This is a genomic window from Lactiplantibacillus sp. DA1, from assembly GCF_032681335.1.
Classification (GTDB): Bacteria; Bacillota; Bacilli; order Lactobacillales; family Lactobacillaceae; genus Lactiplantibacillus.
Genome location: NZ_JAWHTQ010000001.1, coordinates 509,553 through 530,888, shown reverse-complemented (window position 1 = coordinate 530,888; position 21,336 = coordinate 509,553). Strand labels below are relative to the sequence as shown.

Annotated in this window: 6 protein-coding genes; all 6 read left to right on the top strand. The window is 35.9% G+C overall.

Translation table 11 applies throughout. From position 1 onward, the window contains the following. Window positions 1-124: 124 nt before the first annotated feature. The 6 genes from RXV91_RS02450 to RXV91_RS02425 all read left to right on the top strand — a co-directional run bounded on the left by RXV91_RS02450 (window position 125) and on the right by RXV91_RS02425 (window position 20,919). Window positions 125-15,994 (top strand): non-ribosomal peptide synthetase, encoded by a 15,870-nt coding sequence (locus tag RXV91_RS02450; protein WP_316438509.1) that lies wholly within the window; start codon window positions 125-127, stop codon window positions 15,992-15,994. A 22-nt stretch (window positions 15,995-16,016) separates the two neighbouring features. Further along, on the top strand, window positions 16,017-16,409 hold the full coding sequence (panD, locus tag RXV91_RS02445) for an aspartate 1-decarboxylase (protein WP_011101061.1): 393 nt from the start codon (window positions 16,017-16,019) through the stop codon (window positions 16,407-16,409). Continuing rightward, window positions 16,406-17,398 carry a bis(5'-nucleosyl)-tetraphosphatase (symmetrical) YqeK gene (gene yqeK / locus RXV91_RS02440; protein WP_108725531.1) on the top strand — a complete coding sequence of 331 codons (993 nt, stop codon included), beginning with the start codon at window positions 16,406-16,408 and terminating at the stop codon, window positions 17,396-17,398. Before panD ends, yqeK begins: the two co-directional genes overlap by 4 nt. After that, the gene (locus RXV91_RS02435; protein ID WP_316438508.1) at window positions 17,391-19,808 is read left to right on the top strand and encodes an AMP-binding protein; all 2,418 of its coding nucleotides are present in this window, start codon (window positions 17,391-17,393) and stop codon (window positions 19,806-19,808) included. The genes yqeK and RXV91_RS02435 overlap by 8 nt, the downstream gene beginning before the upstream one ends. Continuing rightward, a complete protein-coding gene (locus RXV91_RS02430) occupies window positions 19,805-20,449 on the top strand; it encodes a 4'-phosphopantetheinyl transferase superfamily protein (RefSeq protein ID WP_011101064.1) in 645 nt (214 codons plus the stop codon). Before RXV91_RS02435 ends, RXV91_RS02430 begins: the two co-directional genes overlap by 4 nt. Window positions 20,450-20,535: 86 nt before the next feature. Then, window positions 20,536-20,919: a DUF956 family protein gene (locus RXV91_RS02425; RefSeq protein ID WP_011101065.1), complete on the top strand. Its 384-nt coding sequence runs from the start codon at window positions 20,536-20,538 to the stop codon at window positions 20,917-20,919. Window positions 20,920-21,336 lie beyond the last annotated feature (417 nt).

The window sequence follows — 21,336 nt, the reverse complement described above, 5'->3', positions numbered from 1 at the left end:
GCTATTGTTAACATAATATTGGGGACTTCAATCTGAACTTTTAATTTATAGTGAAGCTCGTTGATAGATTTAGATGGACTCATTCGTGAGGCCATCTATTTTTTTGTAGAAAGGATGATATTTGATGCTCAATACTATTATTACACGATTTGAAGAGCAGGTAGAAAAGGTACCAGAGCAGAATGCAGTTGTTTTTGGTCAGAAAAAGTTAAACTATCGACAACTTGATAAAAAATCTAATATTGCAGCTAATTATTTGATTAAAAACTGTCAAGTGAAACACGGTGATATTGTCCCATTACTTCTTGACCGTAGCGAAAATATGATTGTTGCAATTATAGCAGTATTAAAAGCTGGTGCAGCATATACAGCATTATCAAAGCAATACCCACAAAATCGTATTGATTTTATTCGTGAACAAACGAATGCTGCTATTATTGTTGATGATAAATTGTTGAGTCAGGCATTAGTAGGAACAGATAGTAGTAATCCGGACTGTAAACACGGTATCCAAGATCTGGCATATGTTGTATACACGTCTGGTACAACCGGACATCCTAAAGGAGTCTTACATTCAAACTTAAGTGTAACCAGCCATATTGATTCTTACTGGAAGGCAATTGGTCTGAGTGATGAACATTATAATATGCTGTTCTTGGTTAATTATGTGTTCTCAGTAGCGACAACTCAGATATTCGGTGCGTTGTTACACGGTGATACACTTGTTATTTCCAATTCCAATGCTGTTGAGGACATTGATCATCTTGAAAGATATATTAATACCGAAAAAATCAATTATTTTCAATGTACACCATCGTTAGCGAATAGTATTGATTTCAGTAGGCTGACTTCTGTTAAGACCGTTGCAGTTGCTGGTGAGAAGATTCCTCGATCGTTATTCACGAACACGCATGATAATCAAGTTACATTAGTGAATGTTTATGGACAATCGGAATTTCATGCAGGTACTACAAATATTATTAATACAGTTGATGATATTAATAAAATTGGACACCCTGTAAATGGAATGCGTGCATATGTAGTTGATGGCAAGATGAATGAAGTTACTGAGGGGCAGATTGGGGAGATTTGTTTTAGTGGTAATCAACTAGCTAATGGCTACTTGAATTTGGAATTGGAGACTCAGGAACACTTTATCGATAATCCTTTTGACAAAGGTGTTTTGTGCGCAACTGGTGATTTAGTAAAAAAATTGCCGAATAATGAATTTGAGTTCATAGGACGCAAAGACTTTCAGTTAAATATTAATGGTATTAGAACGGAGCCTGCAGAAATTGAGACACAACTCCTGACAGTTGCGGAAATTAGAGATGTTGTTGTTACTAGTTACAAAAATCAGACTTTAATTGCGTATTACGTGAGTGATGCGCCTTTGAATGAAAGCGCTATTAAAAACGCTGTGAAGAACAAACTCAGTTCCTATATGCAACCAGAGTACTACAAATGGATGAAAGCGTTCCCGTTAAATGAGAATGGTAAGATTGATCGTAAAAAATTACCGGATATTAATATTAGGCGGGTGGGTTATGTCGCTCCTAAGACCGAAATTGAGAAAGCGTTAGCTCAACTATATGAACGAGCCCTGAAGGTAGATCATGTTGGGAAAAACGATAATTTCTTTCAATTGGGTGCTAATTCTTTACAAGCTATGCAGCTGGCAAATGCGATTGTAGCAGTTAGTGGTAAGCGCCTCACTGCTGAAAACATTTATAATAACCAGCCGTTAGGCAAATTAGCTAAGTTCATAGATACGTATAATGAATCTAAATTAACAACTATCCAGCAAAGTAAGTCACGTAACATTTTCCAAATGAGTCCAGCTGAAAAGCGGATGTTTGTTTTATATGAACTGAACCATGATAGTACCGATTATAATGAACAGACTGTACTAAATAGTTCTACGAGATTAGACGAAAATAGGTTAAAGCGAGCATTGAAAGCGCTTGTCTTAAGGCATGAGATTTTAAGAACTGCTTTTTATCGTCAAAATGATCACTACATGCAAAAGGTACTTTCTAATAATCAGCTTGATTTTACAGTAATTGATAAAGAGATAAGTAATTATCAAGAGCTAGTAAAGCCGTTTGACTTAGAAGCCGGAGAAACGATGCGAATTCGACTGATTAAAGGTGAAAAAGTAGATAAGTTATTTGTGGACAAACATCATATTATTACTGATGGAACAAGCGAGACTGTTTTTTATACTGAATTAGAGAAACTATATCGTGGAGAAAAATTGGACCCGGTAAAATTTCAGTACAAAGACTATAGTGAATGGTTTAATGAATTAGACGTAAGCGATGACAAACAGTGGTGGAATCGTCAGTTAATAGATTATCAACGATTAGAACTAGCAACAGACTATCCATGGAGTAAAAATCATGTGGCAGTCGGTACTACTGTATATAAAAAGTTCGACGCTGACATGGTGGCGAAATTGCGCAATTTGGCACATGAAACTAGTAGTAGCGAGTACATGATCTTATTTAGTGTTCTAAGTGCGTTTCTTTCTAAGACATACCACAGCAATGATTTCATTCTAGGAACCGTTGCAAGTGGCCGAGTTGATGCTGCCACTGAGAATATGCTAGGAATGTTTATTAATACATTACCTGTTCGTGTGAATATAAAGCCAAATTTAACAGTTCTTGAATATTTGGCTATGATGAAAAAGACGTTGTTAGCCTCATTGGCACATCAAAATTATCAATTTGAAGATATTGTACACGACTTACATGCAACCAGTGATGTAGGGAATCCAATGTTTGATTGTATGTTTGTTTTTCAGAATACTAAAAATATGCATCACCGATTTGATGCTCCAGCTGTTAAGGACTCATATGAAACAACAGAGTCAAAGTTTGCTTTGACTTTTGAAATTTTCGAAAATGACAACGATATGGAATTACATTTGAACTATGATTCAACATTGTTTGAGCGTCCAACAGTAGATATGTTAGTGCATAGTTTAACAATTATGTTGGAAAACTTTGTCCAAAGCTTAAATAATAAACTCTCGAAATTATCAATGATTACGCAGATTGAGAAAAATCAACTTTTGACTTTTCCTAAGACGGATAATCATGAATCAGTTATTGATCTTTTTGAACAGCAGGTTATGAAACATCCGAATGCATTGGCGTTAGAGTTTGACGATAAAAAATGGACTTATGCTGAACTAAATAGAAGAGTTAACCGAGTTGCAAATTATCTGGTTAAAAAACTCGATGTGAAGTCAGAACAAAAGATTCCATTGCTGTTGCGAAGAACGGACAAGATGGTAGTCGCAATTTTGTCGGTATTGAAAGCCGGTGCAGCATATGTGCCAGTTAGTTTGAAATATCCTAGTGAACGAATAAATTTTATTACTAAGGCTTGTAACGCCCAATTTGTAATTGATGATCAATTTATGGAACGTGATTTTCCCAGAGATGATGAGAATCTCCAGATGAGAATTGAACAAAATCAATTAGCGTATTTGATTTTTACTTCTGGCACGAGTGGGAATCCTAAGGGCGTGATGGTTGAACATCATAATTTGAGTAATTATGTACTTGAAGTTAGTAGAATGAAAAATTCCGGAATGCATGAGGGAATGAAAAATGGTGCATTCTTTGAATATGTATTTGATTCATCAGTACATGATTTAATTCGACCTTTTGTATTAGGAGAAAGTGTTGTTGTACTTGATACGGACTTGATATTTGATATTGATAAATTCATTAGCACACTGAATCAATATCAGATTAATGCTATTGGTATGACACCATCGTTAGCAGCTCGTGTTGATTTAAATCGTGTATCCAGTTTGGAATATATTTATTGTGGCGGTGAAGCAATTACACGAGATGTTATTAATAAATATGCTGATACGCCAATTCAGTTAAATAATTGTTACGGACCAACTGAAACAACTGTCTTAAGTTTTGCCAATAATGATGTACATGATTTGTCAATTGGACGCCCGATTGGTGGCGTAGATGCCTACGTGCTAGATGATAATCGACAATTGTTACCAGCAGGAGCTGTCGGTAATTTGTATATCGGTGGAGCTCAAGTAACACGAGGCTATTTAAATCGAGCTGAAGAGACAGAAAAGCATTATATCAATAATCCATTTGGAAAAGGTATTATTTATGATACCGGTGATTTGGTACGACGGTTATATGATGATTCGTTTCAATATTTTGGTCGGAAAGATTTTCAAGTTAAAATTCGAGGATATCGTGTAGAACTGGGTGAAATTGAAAAGCAATTACAAGCAGTTGAAGGTATTGAACAGGCAAAAGTTATCGCAAAAGATGGAAATCTAATTGCATATTACATTTCAAAAAGTAGTATCGACTCTGATGATTTGTATAATCAACTGTCAAAATCACTTGCTGATTATATGGTTCCTAGCATGTATATGCACATGCTTGATTTTCCACTAACTATTAATGGCAAACTTGATGTACGGGCACTTCCTGAGCCGGTACAACAAGAAGAATATGTAGCACCACGAAATCGGCGTGAAAAGGAAATTGCAGATGCTTTTGCTAAAGTGCTTAATCTAAATTCGGTTTCTGTAAAGGCTAACTTCTTTAGACTAGGTGGTAATTCGATTATTGCCATTTCCCTGGCTAATATGATTAATGTCTCTGTTAAAACTATTTTTGATTGTAAGACAGTAGCAAATTTAGCTATGCAGCACGATAGTATTCAAAAAATTAGTAAGCAAAAATTTTTGCATGAGGAGGATCAGAACCTTTCGTTTGCGCAAGAACGTCTTTTCTTCATTGACCAGTTAGAGGGAGGGACGAATGCCTATAACATTCCAATGTTATTGGACCTTCAAGAAAATGTTGATCATGCCAAACTCGAGGAGTCTATTCAAACTGTTATACAGCGGCATGAAGTTTTGCGTACTGTGATTAGAGGATCATATCAGCAAGTAATGACCAGTCCAGTCAAAATTACGCATGAACCGATTAATATTGATGAATTCTTTGCGTATAAGTTCCATCTTTCTAGTGAGATACCAATTCGCATTAATATATACCATAATCAGTTAGCAATTAATGTTCACCATATCGCTTTTGATGGTTGGTCAACTGACATTTTCTTAACAGAATTAACGGATCTCTATAATGGTAAAGATTTGCCGCGAAAAACAGTTCAGTACAAAGATTTTGCTAAGTGGCAGATTAACAATCAAACTCAAGATATGCTAAAACCACAGCGTAGCTATTGGTTGAAGGAGCTTAATGGATATTCACCAATTGATTTTCCAATTGACTATGTGCGTCCTCAAAGATTTGATTATACAGGAGATGAATTGAACTATCATTTGAGTGATGGATTAATTCAACAGTTGAATCAAGTTGCAAGGATGCATGATACGAGTTTTTATTGCGTAGCGCTTAGTGCATTTGTTTTACTATTATCAGCATATAGTAATCAGAATGATGTTGTCGTAGGAACTCCCATCGCGGGACGACATATTCAGGGAACTGAAGATATGATAGGTTTCTTTGTCAACAGTTTAGCAATCAGAACAACATTTGATAATGGAATTAAATTCACAGACCTTTTGTCAAAAGTTACTCGTAAAATAGCTATTTCTCAAGCAAATCAGGACTTACCATTTGAGCAACTTGTTGAAGCATTGCATATTAAAAAGGACATGTCACGAAATCCAATCTTTCAAATTATGTTTAGTATTGAAGATAATATGGATTCGTTGATAGGAAAGAACGCACTGTTTAACAGTTTGAACCAGAATTTATCATTGAAAAGTAGTAAGTTTGATTTTTCGTTGACGTATCGTGGAAACGACTTGAACTTAACCTATGCGACAAAGCTGTTTAAGCGTGAGACTATTCTGAATATCGTAAAAACTTATGAGTTGATTTTAAAACAAATTGCTAATGAACCAAGTAGGAGACTTGACTCTATTCAACTTAGTATGCAAGAAATTGCGTGTCAGCATGAAAATTATCCAGAGAAGTCTTTAGCAAATTTGTTTGAAGAACAGGTTCTGAGGACGCCTGATCAGGTCGCAATTAATTTTAAACAATATCAATTAACATATGGTGAGTTGAATATCAGAGCAAATAAAGTGGCACATTCTTTAATTGATCAGGGAATTAAGCCGGGGATGCATGTTCCAATTTTATTACCCCGGAATGAGCGATTTGTTATTGCAATCTTAGGCGTATTAAAAGCTGGTGCAAATTATGTTCCACTAAGTTTAGATTATCCGAAAGAAAGAGTTGATTATATACTTGATAAGATTCATGCCAATTTAGTTATTGATGATGAATTTCAAGTTACGTCTGATGATGGCAATAATTTAGCACTGAATATTCCTACTGATTCTTTGGCATATATCATATTTACTTCTGGTACAACCGGTAAGCCGAAGGGAGTAATGGTCGAACAGCGTGGTGTAGTGAATACGATTTATAATCATATTCAGTTGTTGGGGGCACAAAGTAAATTGCGAATGACTCACTTTGCAAATTTTGTGTTTGATGTGTCTGTACTAGAATTGTTCTATGGATTGCTTACGGGTGCTAATATTTATTTATTAGACAATCTAATCAGAGTAGATTATCAGTTGTTAAAACAATTTGTCATTAAAAATAAAATTAGTCTGATGATTTTACCGCCAGCTGTATTAAATGCTGAGGATTTACTTCCAGTTAATAAATTGGTGGTTGCGGGTGAGTCCACCCCTGAAGAAATCTATAAGGCGTATGAAAAGAATCATACTCAGATGTTTAATGCGTATGGTCCTACAGAAGTAACGGTAATTGGAACTGTCAAAGAATACGAAAGTGGTATGAGCTCAAATAATATTGGGCAAGCATTAAAAAATATGACTGCATGTGCATTAGATAATCAAAATCGAGTAGTTCCAATTGGAGCGATTGGTGAGCTATGTATTGGTGGGCCAGGTGTTGCAAGAGGATATATTTCTGATCGAAGAAAAACTGAAAAAGCGTTTATTAATCATCCAAGATTATGTAGGCTGTATAGAACAGGGGATATGGTTAAACAATTACCAAGTGGCGATTTCATCTATTTAGGACGAAATGATTTTCAAGTGAAAATTCGTGGTTTTCGTGTAGAACTGGGGGAAATTGAAGCGCGGTTGATGGAGCAGCCAAGTATTACTCGGTGTTTAGTGAGAGTCCATGGCACAAATCTAATTGCTTATTATCAAGGAAAACTAGAACATACTCTTGAAAAACAGTTACCTTCTTACATGGTACCAAGTAACTATGTTCATTTGGATAAATTTCCAATGACGATTAATGGCAAGATTGATTTACGTAAATTACCAGAGCCGGAGATTGAGCATGCCAAGTTTGTTGCACCTAAAACTGCACGGGAAAAACAAATTGCTGAAGAAATTTGTGGTTTATTGAATCTTGAACGAGTTTCAGTTTTGGACGACTTTTATGAACTTGGTGGTAATTCCATCTTAGCGTTAAAATTAGCCAATCATATCAATTTACAAGTGAAACAAATTTTTGATTCGAGAAACATTCGAGAACTGGCCAAAATGAAATCAAACTATGTTCGCGTAACTAAGGGGAATTTTGAAAAAGTATCCGATCAGAAATTATCCTTTGCGCAAGAACGATTATGGTTTGTAGAACAATTTGAAGATAATTTGAGTGCATATAATGTACCGGTAGTACTGAATCTTAAGAAAGATGTATCAAAAGAAAAGATAGAGAGTGCGTTAAAGTCACTTGTACAGCGGCATGAAATCTTACGGACATGCATCAAAGGTGATTATCAGATTGTAACCAACCAAGAATTACAAATTACCCATGATTGTATTGATGTGAACGAGTACCTAAATCGACCGTTCAATCTAACAAAGAATATTCCAATTCGAGTCAATCTTTATGCCAGGAAATTAGTTGTTGATATTCATCATATGGCATTTGATGGCTGGTCTACTGAAGTATTCTTACGTGAATTACATCAATTGTATTATCAAGAACCACTAGTGTCTTTGACCGTTCAGTATAAGGATTTTGCACAGTGGCAACGAAAGTATGTTGCTTCGAGTGCCGTCCAAGAACAGCTTGATTTTTGGAAGAAAGAATTGTCAGGATATGAAACGTTAAATCTTCCAGCAGATTATGAGCGCCCTAAGAATTTCACTTACCGAGGTAAAACACTTCAAGTTCCGTTTAATAATAAACTAGAGCATGAACTACTTAATTTTGCTAAAAAACAGAAAACTAGTTTATATACAGTAATGCTTAGTGTATTAGACCTAATGTTATCAAGGTTTAGTTATCAAAATGACATTATTGTTGGCACGCCATTGGCTAATCGTAATATTGAGGGAACTGAAGATTTGATTGGCTTCTTTATCAATACGTTGCCTATCCGTACAAAGGTTGATGAAGAGCAATCATTCAAAGAGTTACTTTCAAGTAATTCTTTGAAAGTTCAGGGTGTTCAGAATATGCAGGATATTCCTTTTGAGCAGATTGTAAAGTCTTTGAATGTTGAGCGTGACTCATCAAGAAATGCAATTTTTCAGGTGCTCTTTAGTGTACAAGATTTTTCCAAGGAAATTAAAAATAGTAATTTATTTAGCGGTATTAACCAAGGCCTAACAGGAAATTCTGCCAAATATGATCTTTCTGTAATGGTTGAAAACGGATATATTAGTTTCAATTATTGTAGTGATATTTATAAAAAAACTACAATTTCGTCAATGCTTAATACGTACATGACATTGCTAGAAAAACTTTTAGTACAGAATAATGTTCCTATGCAAAATGTTGGAAAAGTTGACGTGGTGGCTCGTGGAGATGTAGTAAATTATCCTAAAAAAACAGTGGTTGAATTATTTAAAGAACAAGTAGCAAAAACACCGCAAAATGTTGCAATTGAATATCAGAATATCCAATTGACATATGAAACATTTGATAAATTGACTAATAAGTTCGCGAATAGCTTGTTAAATGCTGGTATCCGGCCAGGGGACAAAGTCCCACTGATTATGAAGCGAAGCGAAAAAATGTCAATTGCCATTTGGGGAGTATTAAAGGCGGGGTGTGCGTATGTTCCAGTATCTCCGGAATTCCCAGAAGAACGCAAACAGTTTATCTTAAAACAAATCAATGCAAAAGTGATTGTTGATGATAATTATATTATCCCTAAAGAATGTTCTACCTTGGCGCCAAAGTATCGGCCAAAATTATCTGATTTAGCGTATATTATTTTTACTTCTGGTACAACTGGTAAACCCAAAGGTGTCATGATTGAACATGGTGGTCTAAGTAATCGAATTCAATGGATGAATGCTACTTATCCGATCACTGAAAAAGATCGTGTATATCAAAAGACTAATTTTGTCTTTGATGTTTCAGTGTGGGAGCAAGTATGGGCACTCCTTGAAGGCGCACGGATTGTTTTTGCACTTGAAGGTGGTCATAAGGATCCAGTATATCTCGCCAATGAAATCGACAATAAAAACATTACGGTAATGCATTTTGTTCCAAGTATGTTGGATGCCTTTTTAGAGACATTAGATGTGTATCGCTCTGACGATACTTTGCCAAACTTTAAATTGACGTCGCTCAAGTATGTTTTCTGTTCTGGTGAGGCGTTGAATATTAATAGTGTCAAGCTTTTCCGAAAGTTAATGCCAGCAACTAGATTATTTAATTTATATGGCCCTACTGAAGCAAGTATTGATGTAACTTATTTTGATTGTAATAAGGATAATTTGAATAAGGTATTGATAGGTAAGCCTGTAGCAAATACGAACTGTTATGTATTAAGTCGAACAGATCATTTGTTACCTGTGGGAGCCATCGGTGAATTAGCACTGGGTGGTGTTCAATTAGCCCGTGGCTATATCAACCAACCCGAATTAACAGCACAAAAATTTGTGATCAATGCTAAGTTAGGTAGAATTTATAAAACGGGTGATTTGGTTCGTTTATTAAGCAATGGAAATATTGAATATCTAGGCCGAAATGATATGCAAGTCAAAGTTCGTGGACTGCGTATCGAGTTAGGTGAAGTTGAGACTAGATTGATTGAAATCAAGGGGATAACAAAAGCTATCGTACTTGCAGTTAATCAACAGCTGGTGGCCTACTATATTTCCGGTAATCAGCTTTCTGAAGAGAGTATTAAGCAACAACTATCGACAACTCTACCGGATTATATGGTGCCGAGCGCTTTTGTTAAATTAAATGCTTTTCCATTAACTTTTAATGGTAAATTGGACCGCCGGGCATTACCTAAGCCTACCTTGAATGAAAAAGGGTTTATTGAACCAAAGACTCAAAGTGAATTTGAATTACAGCGGATATTTGCGGAAGTGCTGGGAATCAATGTCAGTCAGGTTAGTGTAACTGAAAGTTTTTTCCGTTTAGGAGGAGACTCAATAAAGGCAATTCAGCTGAGTAACCGAATTGAACAACAGTTACATCAGACGATAACAATTAAACAAATTTTTGCAACAAAGAGCATACGAAATATGGCAATGTTATGTGGTCATAAAATAGTAGACAAGCTGATAAGTGAACAAGGCACACTAACTGGTGAAGTTCAGTTATCGTCTATCCAGAAATGGTTCTTTGATGAAGTTAAATCTTCACGTTTTATTCAGGCATTTAAGATTAAATTACCAAGTAATGTGGATTACAAACGACTAAAAGTAGCGTTAACGGAATTAGTTAACTACCATGATGTGCTTCGTATGCGCTTTGATGGTCAAAAGCAAATGTATTCAAAGAAAATTGAGTCAGTAAAACTTCAGTTTGTGAAGGCGGAGTCACAGCTCACTGATTCACAAGTAAGTTTTGACCTGAATGGGATCTTATATCGATTTGTGGTAGATGAACAAGACAACACATTGATAGTTATTTGTCATCATCTGATAATTGATACTGTTTCTTGGCAAATACTGGCAGACGATCTTAATAGTTTGTATAATCATGCTATTTTACCGGCAAAGGGAACAAGCTATCGACAATGGACAACATATACGAAAAAACATCCCTCGGAATTTAAACCAGTTACGATTGGTAAATATAATAACGATTTTCAACAAGAAGGTGAAAGCCAAACAGTAATAGTTAGTTTTGATAGGAAAATAACGGATGCATTATTAAAGCGCGCAAATCGAATTTACCATACTAAAATTAATGACGTTTTGTTGACAGCTCTTGCACGTTCTTTGAAGGTTATCACAAAAACTGATATCAATTATGTAAGATTAGAGTCTCATGGGCGTGCCGAGCTCTCAGATCAATTAAACGTTCATCGAACAGTTGGTTGGTTTACCGCAATGTATCCACAAACAATTTCGACTGATTTATTGGAAACCAAGCATTATACTTCTCAAGTAAGAGATTATGGTGTGGGCTATGGAGAACGTTTCGGAATTCATGATGATAAGTTGCCTGGAATCACATTTAATTATCTAGGTCAATTAAACAATGGTGAGTTGAACCCATGGTCTGTAATTCCAGAAGACACAGTTGTGGGTAAGCAGGCATCGACTTCGGACTTCTTACAAATTAATGGTGCCATATCTGAACAAAAATTATCATTTGAATTTGTGGGAAAGCAATCAGAGGTTTCGGTCTTAGCTAAGCAATATTACGCTGAACTTGGAAAGTTAATTGAGGATTTGTCTACAGCTGAACGGACTTACTTAACAGTTGAGGACATTGAGGTTGATATTTCAAAGAAGAACCTAGACAGTTTACAACAAGAACAGGAATTACAAACGATTTTACCAGCAAATAAGCTGCAAGAGGGATTTATTTATCAATCATTAAATAATGATACTAATGATGATGCCTATGTTTGTTCATATATTTTTGATTATGATCAACCGATTAATGTTCAGATGTATAGACGTGCTTGGAAATTGGCACAGGATCATTTTCCGAGTTTGAGATTAGCATTAAGTTCGGAATACGGAACTCTTCTACAAGTGATTCCGATTCATGGGTACCTTGATTTTAACTTCGTAACAGGTGAGTCAGTTGAGAACGTTGTCCATAATCAACGGATTATGGGGTTTGATTTGAAGAAGGGAAGCTTGCTCAGAGTTTGTTTGGTTAAGAATGATGCTAATGAATATACCTGTGTATTGACCAACCATCATGCAATCTCTGATGGATGGTCCAATCCGGTACTTTTGAATTATGTGCATACTATGTATGCCAATCTGATGCAAGACAAGGTGACAGAATTTTCTGATGACTCAGCCTACGTGAATGCACAACGATATCTTTCTCAGCCTGAACATATAGATGATGAGTACTGGCAGAAAAATCTTTCGGAGCCTGTTCATCCCGATTTGAATGGTCTATTTAAATTGCAGGCACATGAAGTTAAGCTTGAAGAAGTTAAACGTATTACTGATCCCAAAACTAAGTTATACCGAATTTCTGGTGAGCTATATCGTCAGTTGAAACGCTTTACAAAGGAAAATGGCATTACAACAAGCATCGTATTGCAATATGCTTGGCATAAATTACTAAGCATTTATGGAGGGGTTAGTTCAACGACAGTTGGTGTGGTTAATGCTGGCCGTAATATTCCAATTGAAAAGATTGAAGATAGTGTAGGACTATATATTCGAACGCTACCAATTCAATTTAGTCACACTGATAAGTCGATTAACTATCAATTGCATAAATTGCAGGATATTAATAATGAGTGCATGATGCATAGCAATGTCAGTTTGGCTGGCTTACAGAGAAATGGAACGCGATTATTTGACACATTGTTTGTTTATGAAAACTATCCGGTATCTACTGATAGTTCGAGCAGTATGCTAAAGGTGCACAATTTTCGTGCACAAGAAAAACTAGATTATCCCTTAACTGTTATGTTGTCAGAGTTATCAGATAGTTTAAGTTTTAGTTTAATGTTTGCTGGTGAGATTTTTGCGGAAGCGACAATTGATCACCTATTTGCGATGGTTCAGCGGTTAGTATCACAGATTGTAAAGGGAGTCAATAGCTTTACCTTTATTGAAAAGGCTCCAAACTTTGGTACTGCTTATTATCCTGAGAAGACTATCGCTGAAGAATTTGAGCAGCAGGTCCGTGAACATCCTAATAATATTGCCCTTGATTTCAAGAATATCCGTTATACCTTTGAAGAGTTAAATCAAAGAGCAAATAGGGTGGCACATACGCTGGTTGAAGATTATGATATTAAGCTAGGTGATCGAGTACCGTTACTGCTGCCTAAAAGTGAGAATACCATTATTGCCATTTTGGCGATTTTGAAAGCGGGCGCAGTTTACGTTCCGATGGCAGTGACATTTCCTAAGGAGCGCATAAAGTATATCGTTGAGAAGGTTGAAGCAAAATTAGTTATTGATAGTGAGTTCATGGCTCAATCATTTAGCAATCTAAAAAATAATCTTAATTTGGCAGTTAAGCCAAATGATTTGGCCTACATTATCTTTACATCTGGCACAACTGGTCAGCCTAAAGGTGTTATGGTTGAACATCGAAACTTTATAATTTACTTATCAAATATCTTGGCTGCAATTAAAAAGACTGGTACGACTAATATCGAATTTGGTTGTATTGCAGAATATGTGTTTGATATTTTTGGGACAGAGGTGTTCGGTCAGTTACTACGTGGGAAGACAGTTAACTTATTTGCTGGTGAGCCAGAAGACTTCCCACAGTTTATGGCTAGCCATGATGTCACTACATTGCAATCAACGCCTGGAAGAATTAGTTACTTTTTCCAGGATAATGATTCACAAATATTAAACACTAGCTTAACAACGATTATGGTCGGTGGCGAAAAAATGAACGCTGCATTTGCTAAACGATTCGATAATATCAATCTCATTAATATTTACGGCCCTACTGAAGGAACAGTTTGGACTTCTATGAAACGTATTGAATCAAACTATTCGAATGTCGGCCAGCCATTTCCAAACTATACGCATTTAGTTTTGGACAGGAAAAAGCGTTTATTGCCTCAAGGTGCAGTTGGTGAGTTGTATATTTCTGGGCCGCAATTGTCGCGAGGGTATTATGGTCAACCAGAATTAACACAGCACGCCTTCTTGAATAATCCATATAACGATCAACACTTAAGTGAGTACAGTCGAATTTATAAGACTGGTGATATAGTTCGTGTACTTTCAAATGGTGAATTTGAACTGATTGGTCGTAATGATTTTCAGGTCAAAATTCGAGGATTCCGTATCGAACTCGGAGAGATTGAAAGTGCTATGTTACGTGTTCCTGGTGTTAAGCAAGTATTGGCATTAGCGCTAGGTAAAGAAGGCAGTAAGTATTTGGGTGTATATTATGTTAGCAATCAAGAAATAGCACGTAAGGACATCGAACGTGTTATTTCACAGTATTTGACAGATTATATGATGCCTTCTGGCTATCAACATATTTCAGAGTTTCCTCTCACGATTAATGGAAAAATCGATCGTAGGGCATTGCCTGAAATATCATACGATAATGGTGTGATTTATGTAGAGCCACAGAATTCAACAGAAGAACAAGTAAAACAGATTGTTTGTGATTTGCTGACGTTGAAGTTAGATAATACGTCCATGCTCGAGAACTTTTTTACCATTGGTGGTGATTCCATTAAAGTTATCAAGTTGATTAGCATTCTCAAAAATCATTTTGGAAAGCAAGTCACAATAAAAGAGATTTTTAAGGCTAAGACCTTGAAAAATATTGCAGAGTTGGTAGCAAATAAGAACATCAACGATGCTGAAAAGTCATTATCTGTGACAAAGCAGACTTTTAAGGATGTAATTGAGCAATGCTTATCTTCGGCACAAGCGTCTTACCAAAAAGAGCCAACTAATTCATATACGAATGTCAAGATTGCATTCAAATTAAAGCCAAATGTTGATGTTGAACGTCTGATAATTGCTATAGAAAAGGAGGTTAAGCGGCAGCAAATATTGCGTTCTAAAATTTATGATGGTTTTCAGATTGTTGATGATACGCCGTTTACTGTCAAACAAGAAAAGATAGATCGCAATCGGTACTTTAGTCATGTTTTCAATCTTCAACAGGAAATTCCGATTAAAGCCAATATTTATAACGGTGAGTTTACTTGTGTCATCGATCATATTGCATTTGACGGGTGGTCTACAAGTATCTTCTTAGATGAGATTGAAGCATTCTATAGGGGGAAGGATTTGCCTGAACTTCCTTATCAATACAAAGATTTTGCTAAATGTCAGCAGAATTTTCTGAATGGTACACAGGCTAAAAGACAAATTGATTACTGGCAACATGAACTTAGTTGCTACCAACCTTTGTTATTACCAGTTGACCAGACACAGATTGAAAGTAATCAACTTGGTGATGATGTGTATATTCGACTTGATGATGAGTTATATCATGAATTGAAAGTGTTGGTTGTCAACGAGGGTACAACTATGCATAATCTACTGCTAACTGTGTACTTTGTGCTTCTGTCCAGAGTTACTAGGAACAATGCGATTTCGATTGCAGTACCAACAGTTGGTCGAAATGTTACCGGAGTAGAGAATCTTATTGGATTATTCATTAATCAGTTTCTTATTACGATTGACTTAGATAGTATCAAGACATTTAGTGATTTGTTAAAAATAGTAGATGAAAAGATGATAGCGGCTCAGAACAACCAAGATATTCCACTGCCAACTGTATTGGAGAAATTGAATATTTCAGTTACAGGAAACAGAGCTTATTTCGGTATTCAAGGGTTCAAGCGAGAAGCGCTTAAGCACTCATCACTGTTTACGAGTATTCCAGAAATGAATCAAGAAACTGTGAAGGATGCATTTACTGATCTTGCAATTTTTGTCTGGGGTCAAACCATAGATATTAATTATGCGCAGTCATTGTTCACACGAAGTAAAGTGGAAAAGTTTGCTGGTGTTTATAAAGATGTTTTGAAACAAATGATTGAAAATATAGATGGTGAAATTTAAGTAGCCGAGGAGGTATAGAGTAATGTTAATTGATATGTTAAAAGGTAAGATTCACCGGGCAACCGTTACACAGGCCGATTTGGAATATGTTGGTAGTATTACTATTGATGAAACATTGATGGAAGCAAGTGGAATCTTGGAATACGAAAAAGTTCAAATTGCGGATGTAAATAATGGCGCGCGGTTTGAAACTTATGTGATTGCGGGGCCAAGGGACTCAGGCGTGATTTGCTTGAACGGTGCTACTGCTCGATGTGCATCAGTTGGCGATAAGGTTATTATTATGAATTATGCGCAATTTGAGCCAGAAGAGGCCAAGCATGCAAAGCCGTATGTTGTACTTGTCGACGATGAAAATAGATTGACGAAGCGAGTACGTTATGAAAAGCATGGATTATTAGCAGAAGAACTATGAAATGGCGAGGGTATCTAACACCTGTAACAGAAAATTATCTGCATGCATACGGGGTAGGCTACATCTCATATGTGCTGGCACGTAAGTTTCATGTTGATTCCGTCAAGGCGTTTGTGACTGGGACACTTCATGATTTAGGTGGTGCTGTTCCAGCTGATGAAAGGGTGACCGTGGCTGAGTCTATAGGTATTAGCCTGAATGATGAGGAACGTGAAGTACCGTTACTAGTACATGCTAAGTTAGGAAAGTATTTTGCTCAAACCTTATTTGATATTACGGATGAAGATATGTTGAATGCTATTTTATTCCATACAACGTGTATTGATCGTGCAAGTGATCTCGTTAAAATCGTATTTTTAGCAGATAAAATAAGATGGGATCGAAACGGAACTCCACCTTATCTGAATGGTCTATTAGCTGCGTTGGAGATTTCACTTGATGATGGTTGTTCTTATTTTTTGAAATGGCTATGGAACTCTGACTTGTATATTGTTCATCCGTACTTATCACGAAGCTATGGTGCCTATGTAAGGCAGCAACAATATAACCCAATCAGTTTGCAAGATTTTTCGGTATTACAGGGAAACCTTAATGAAAATTTGGTCAAAAAATATTATTTGCATGATATTTATCAGGAATTTCATAGGACATTTTATCATGCACATTTAGCAAGTGTGTTAGCAAGTAAACATTCTGTGAATACTGAAGAGGCATATGTAACCAGCGCATTAGTTAATATGACCAATACAATTAAAGATGATGAACTGGAGACAATAGCAAGTGTTTTAAATTTGAATGTACAGGTTCCAATTAGGCCACAGCTAACGAGTATACTTGCACGTGATGAATATGGCATAACAAGTTTAGAAATGCTGAAAACTCTGAAAAGTTTTCCACAGATACCTAGTAACCATAATTCATTATTGTGGGTTGTGGCGATGAGCTGGATATGCCAGAAAAGCATTAAATGTGAGGTGGAAGATGAATAGAGAAGAAGTCTTAAATGTGATTTTATCACATGCGGAAATCACACCTAATAGTCTTGCAGTTGTTGATAATTCTGACGAGTTAACATATAGCGAGTTGAGAGTAGCTGTTGAGAGGACTAGCCAGTTGTTGCAAAAAAATCAGCTTAATGATCAAATTGTTGTCTTGCGTTTGCCGCGAGGAGTCAAATTTACAGTAATGGTTTTAGCACTAACTAAGATGAAAATTACCTTCATTCCTCAGGACATTGCGCAACCATTAGCAAGATTAGATGCAATGGTTGAAACTGCAGGTGCAGAAACTTTAATTGAACTTAAAGATGATCACTACACTTTTAGTACGGTACCAAATAGTAGTAAGAATCATTCTACGGCCTGGGCAATTTACTTTACTTCTGGTTCAACTGGCAATCCTAAGGGCGTTGAGATTCCTTTTCGAACAGTAGCAAATACTGTTGAAACACAAAAAGAAGATTATCAATTAACGACGGATGATAGAGTAGCAAGTTTTACTCCATACTCATTCGTAGTTAGTTACTATGATCTTTTTTCTAGTCTTTACTCTGGATCAACATTGTATGTATTAGGAGAAACTGAGCGGCATGATTTAAATAAATTAGAGAAGTATTTACAAGATAATAAGATCACTTTTATGAATGCTTCAACTATGATTGGTGAAATCATTATGCGATCCATGAAGTTACCAAGTATGCGTTTATTAACGTTGGCGGGGCAGCGTTTTCCAGATGTAGACATTGGTCAATTAAACTATCAAGTTATGAATGTTTATGGTAATACTGAATGTGCGTGTGCAACAATTTGTCGTGTAAGACCTGGTGAGACAGTGACAATTGGAAAACCAATTCGCAACATGCATGCTTTGATTTTAGATGATCAACAACGTGTGCTACCGCATGGATCTGTTGGAGAGTTGTTTATTTATGGTGTTCAAGTAACCAATGGGTATTTTTTAAACGAAAAGGCCACAAATAAAGCTTTTACCAGTGTTAGCTATCAAAATCAAAACATATGGGGCTATCGAACGGGAGATTACGCAAAAGTACTACCCAACGGTGAATTGGAATATCGTGGTCGTCGAGACAGTCAATATAAGATTAATGGTGTGAGAATCGATTTGAGCGAAGTGGGGAGCGTATGTCGAGAAATTATTCCGAACCTTAAACAGTGTTATTTAGCGGTGAAAGCAAATTGTATTTATTGTTGGGTAACTAGTGCAAAAGCGATTGATGAATCTCAAATACTAAATGCACTTGCTAGTCGGTTACCAAGCGTTATGATACCCATTGGGATTCATCAACTAACAAGTTTCCCATTAAATATTAATGGAAAAATTGATGAACGACGAATGATAAAGGAATGGTCGCGACAATCTCTAACCAAAGATAACCGTCATTTGTCAAAGTCTCAAAGGGAAAACGAACAATTTCTGATTAATGCATGGAGTGAAGTGCTTGATGCTGATCCAGATACAATTAACTATCAGAGTAACTTTAGAATGTTAGGGGCAACCTCGCTACAAATTATGGAATTGGGCGTTAGAATCTTGGATGAGCGACATAAACAATTAAACTTTGTCGATTTATACTATCATCCTGTACTGGCAGATATGGCCGCATTATTGTCTCAAAGAAATGTTTTTAAGGCTATTTATACGTTTGTGCCACGAACGGATGATATGGGTGACAAGCCTGCTCTCTTTGTAATTCACTCTGGTAATACTGGGAGTGATGTGTATCGACCATTATTTACGGGAATTAAGCGGCCAAGCTTTCCGATATATGTCATTGAACCACATAATCTGTTGAATCCTGAAGATCAAATTTATGGTATTGAAAATCTGGCAAAATATTATCTTCAAATGATCAACAAATTTTTGCCAGAAAGCTCAAAACGTGAAATTAATTTAATGGGATGGAGTTATGGTGGCGTTGTTGCTAGTGAGATGTGTTATCAGCTAGAGCATGAAACGAGTTTACTACATGTGAATCAGTTGACTGTGTTAGATTCTTCATTTTATCTTAGCTCAGAAGATTTACAAAGAGTTCGTAAACGAGAAGCTAACGGATTTTATGCAAAATATTTTACAGAGACTCATATTTTTGAAGGAATGGATAAAAAGAATGTCACAACGGAACGTTTAATTGCGAATAATCATCAAGTGTGTGAGGATCTTTTTAATTATCATTCTAAGCAAGTTAATGTTGCAACGACCTTTGTTCGTAGTATGGTAGAAGAGAATCCTTTAACAGATGAGCAAATCAAACTATTATTTAAGCATGTAACGATTAAAAATGTGTATGATGGTCATGATTATTTGTTTGTTCATGAGTCAAGTAGGAGCCTTATTCAGGATGTTTTGGGATTAGCTGCAAAGGTAGTTAAAGAAAAGTGAAACAATTATTGTATTACTTGAATAATCAGAGCATGTATTCAAAATTAGAAAAATTTGTTAGGGCATTTGCTCCTGAGCGTTATCAGTATGCTATGAGTTTTTATCGACCACAAGATCAATACAATGCTTTAGTTGCATATACCTTGTTAGCAATACTGTGCCGTCAGCCACGGATTGAACTTGTTAGAGGAGCTAATGATAAGCCTTTTTTTAAATCTAATCAGGATATGGAACTATCGATTACTCATAATAGCAAGTTTGTTGCTGTGGCAGTTTCTGACAAGCCAATTGGTATAGATGGGGAGCCCTGGCAAACAATTGATGCTTCTATCATTAAGCAAGTGTATTCTGAGAATGAGCAGCGAGAACTTGTAAATTTTTCTGAGTTGGATACAGTGTTTTGGACTGCTAAAGAGGCTGTGAGTAAGCTCAAAAATGAAGACTTTTACTCTATTCCAAAAACTAATTATTATTTGCATCATGGTTTATTGAAGGATCAGAATGATAAAACTGTGAATTATAACGTCTTTGATTTATTAGAAGGTGTTATAACTGTTGCAACTGAAGATGTAAATATTTGTAATTTTGAGAGACTTCATAATGATGAACTGATACGTTTTATTAACCGATTTCATTGTTAATGTTAGGGTAGAGAGACCTTTGCTAAAATTAGTTAAACACCGTATAATTAAAAAAGTAGTAAATGGAATAGAATGGAGTAATTTAAATGGTTGAATCGCTTAACACCAAAGTAGAATTGGTGATAAAAGGTAACTCACATTTGGGACTTACGGATTATGGTCAGATTATGGTGGGAGACAAAGGATTCGAATTTTATGACGAACGCAATGTTCGAAACTATATTCAGATTCCATGGGCAGAAGTTGATAGTGTGGTTGTTTCAATCATGTTTAAGGGACGTTGGATTCCACGCTATGCTTTAAAGACTAAAAAAAATGGAATGTACGCATTTTCCTCTAAAAATCCAAAACGCGTTTTGCGTGCAATTAGGAAACATGTTGACCCAGATAAAATTGTCAGATCATTGACATTCTTCGATGTATTGAAACGTGCTTTTAAAGGGAAAAATAGAGATAATTATTTGAAATAGGTTGAGAGCTAGAAAAGTATTGAGGCAGGTACTTTTCTAGCTCTTTATGTTTTGAGATGCTGATATGTCAATGATTTTAGGGAAAACTGTCTAAACTAGATGGTAAAGAAGATGAATTAGTAATGCAAGAATATATGTGTAACCGTGGTTATCAGACATTAATTAATGTTGCTGTTTTAAGTGGGATAGGAGACGGACTATATAATATTGTTTTTGTTATATATGCAGGCTCATTATCATTTAGTACGTTAGCTGTATCATTGGCATCTATGGCAACATCGGTACCATCATTACTATCTATGCTTACAGGGTACTTTGCTGATCAGTCTAGACATAAAGTCAGAGCGATACTAGTTACGAGAAACTTACAATTTGTTCTGTTCTTAATTTTGGCTTTTTTAATTACTTTACCGAGAA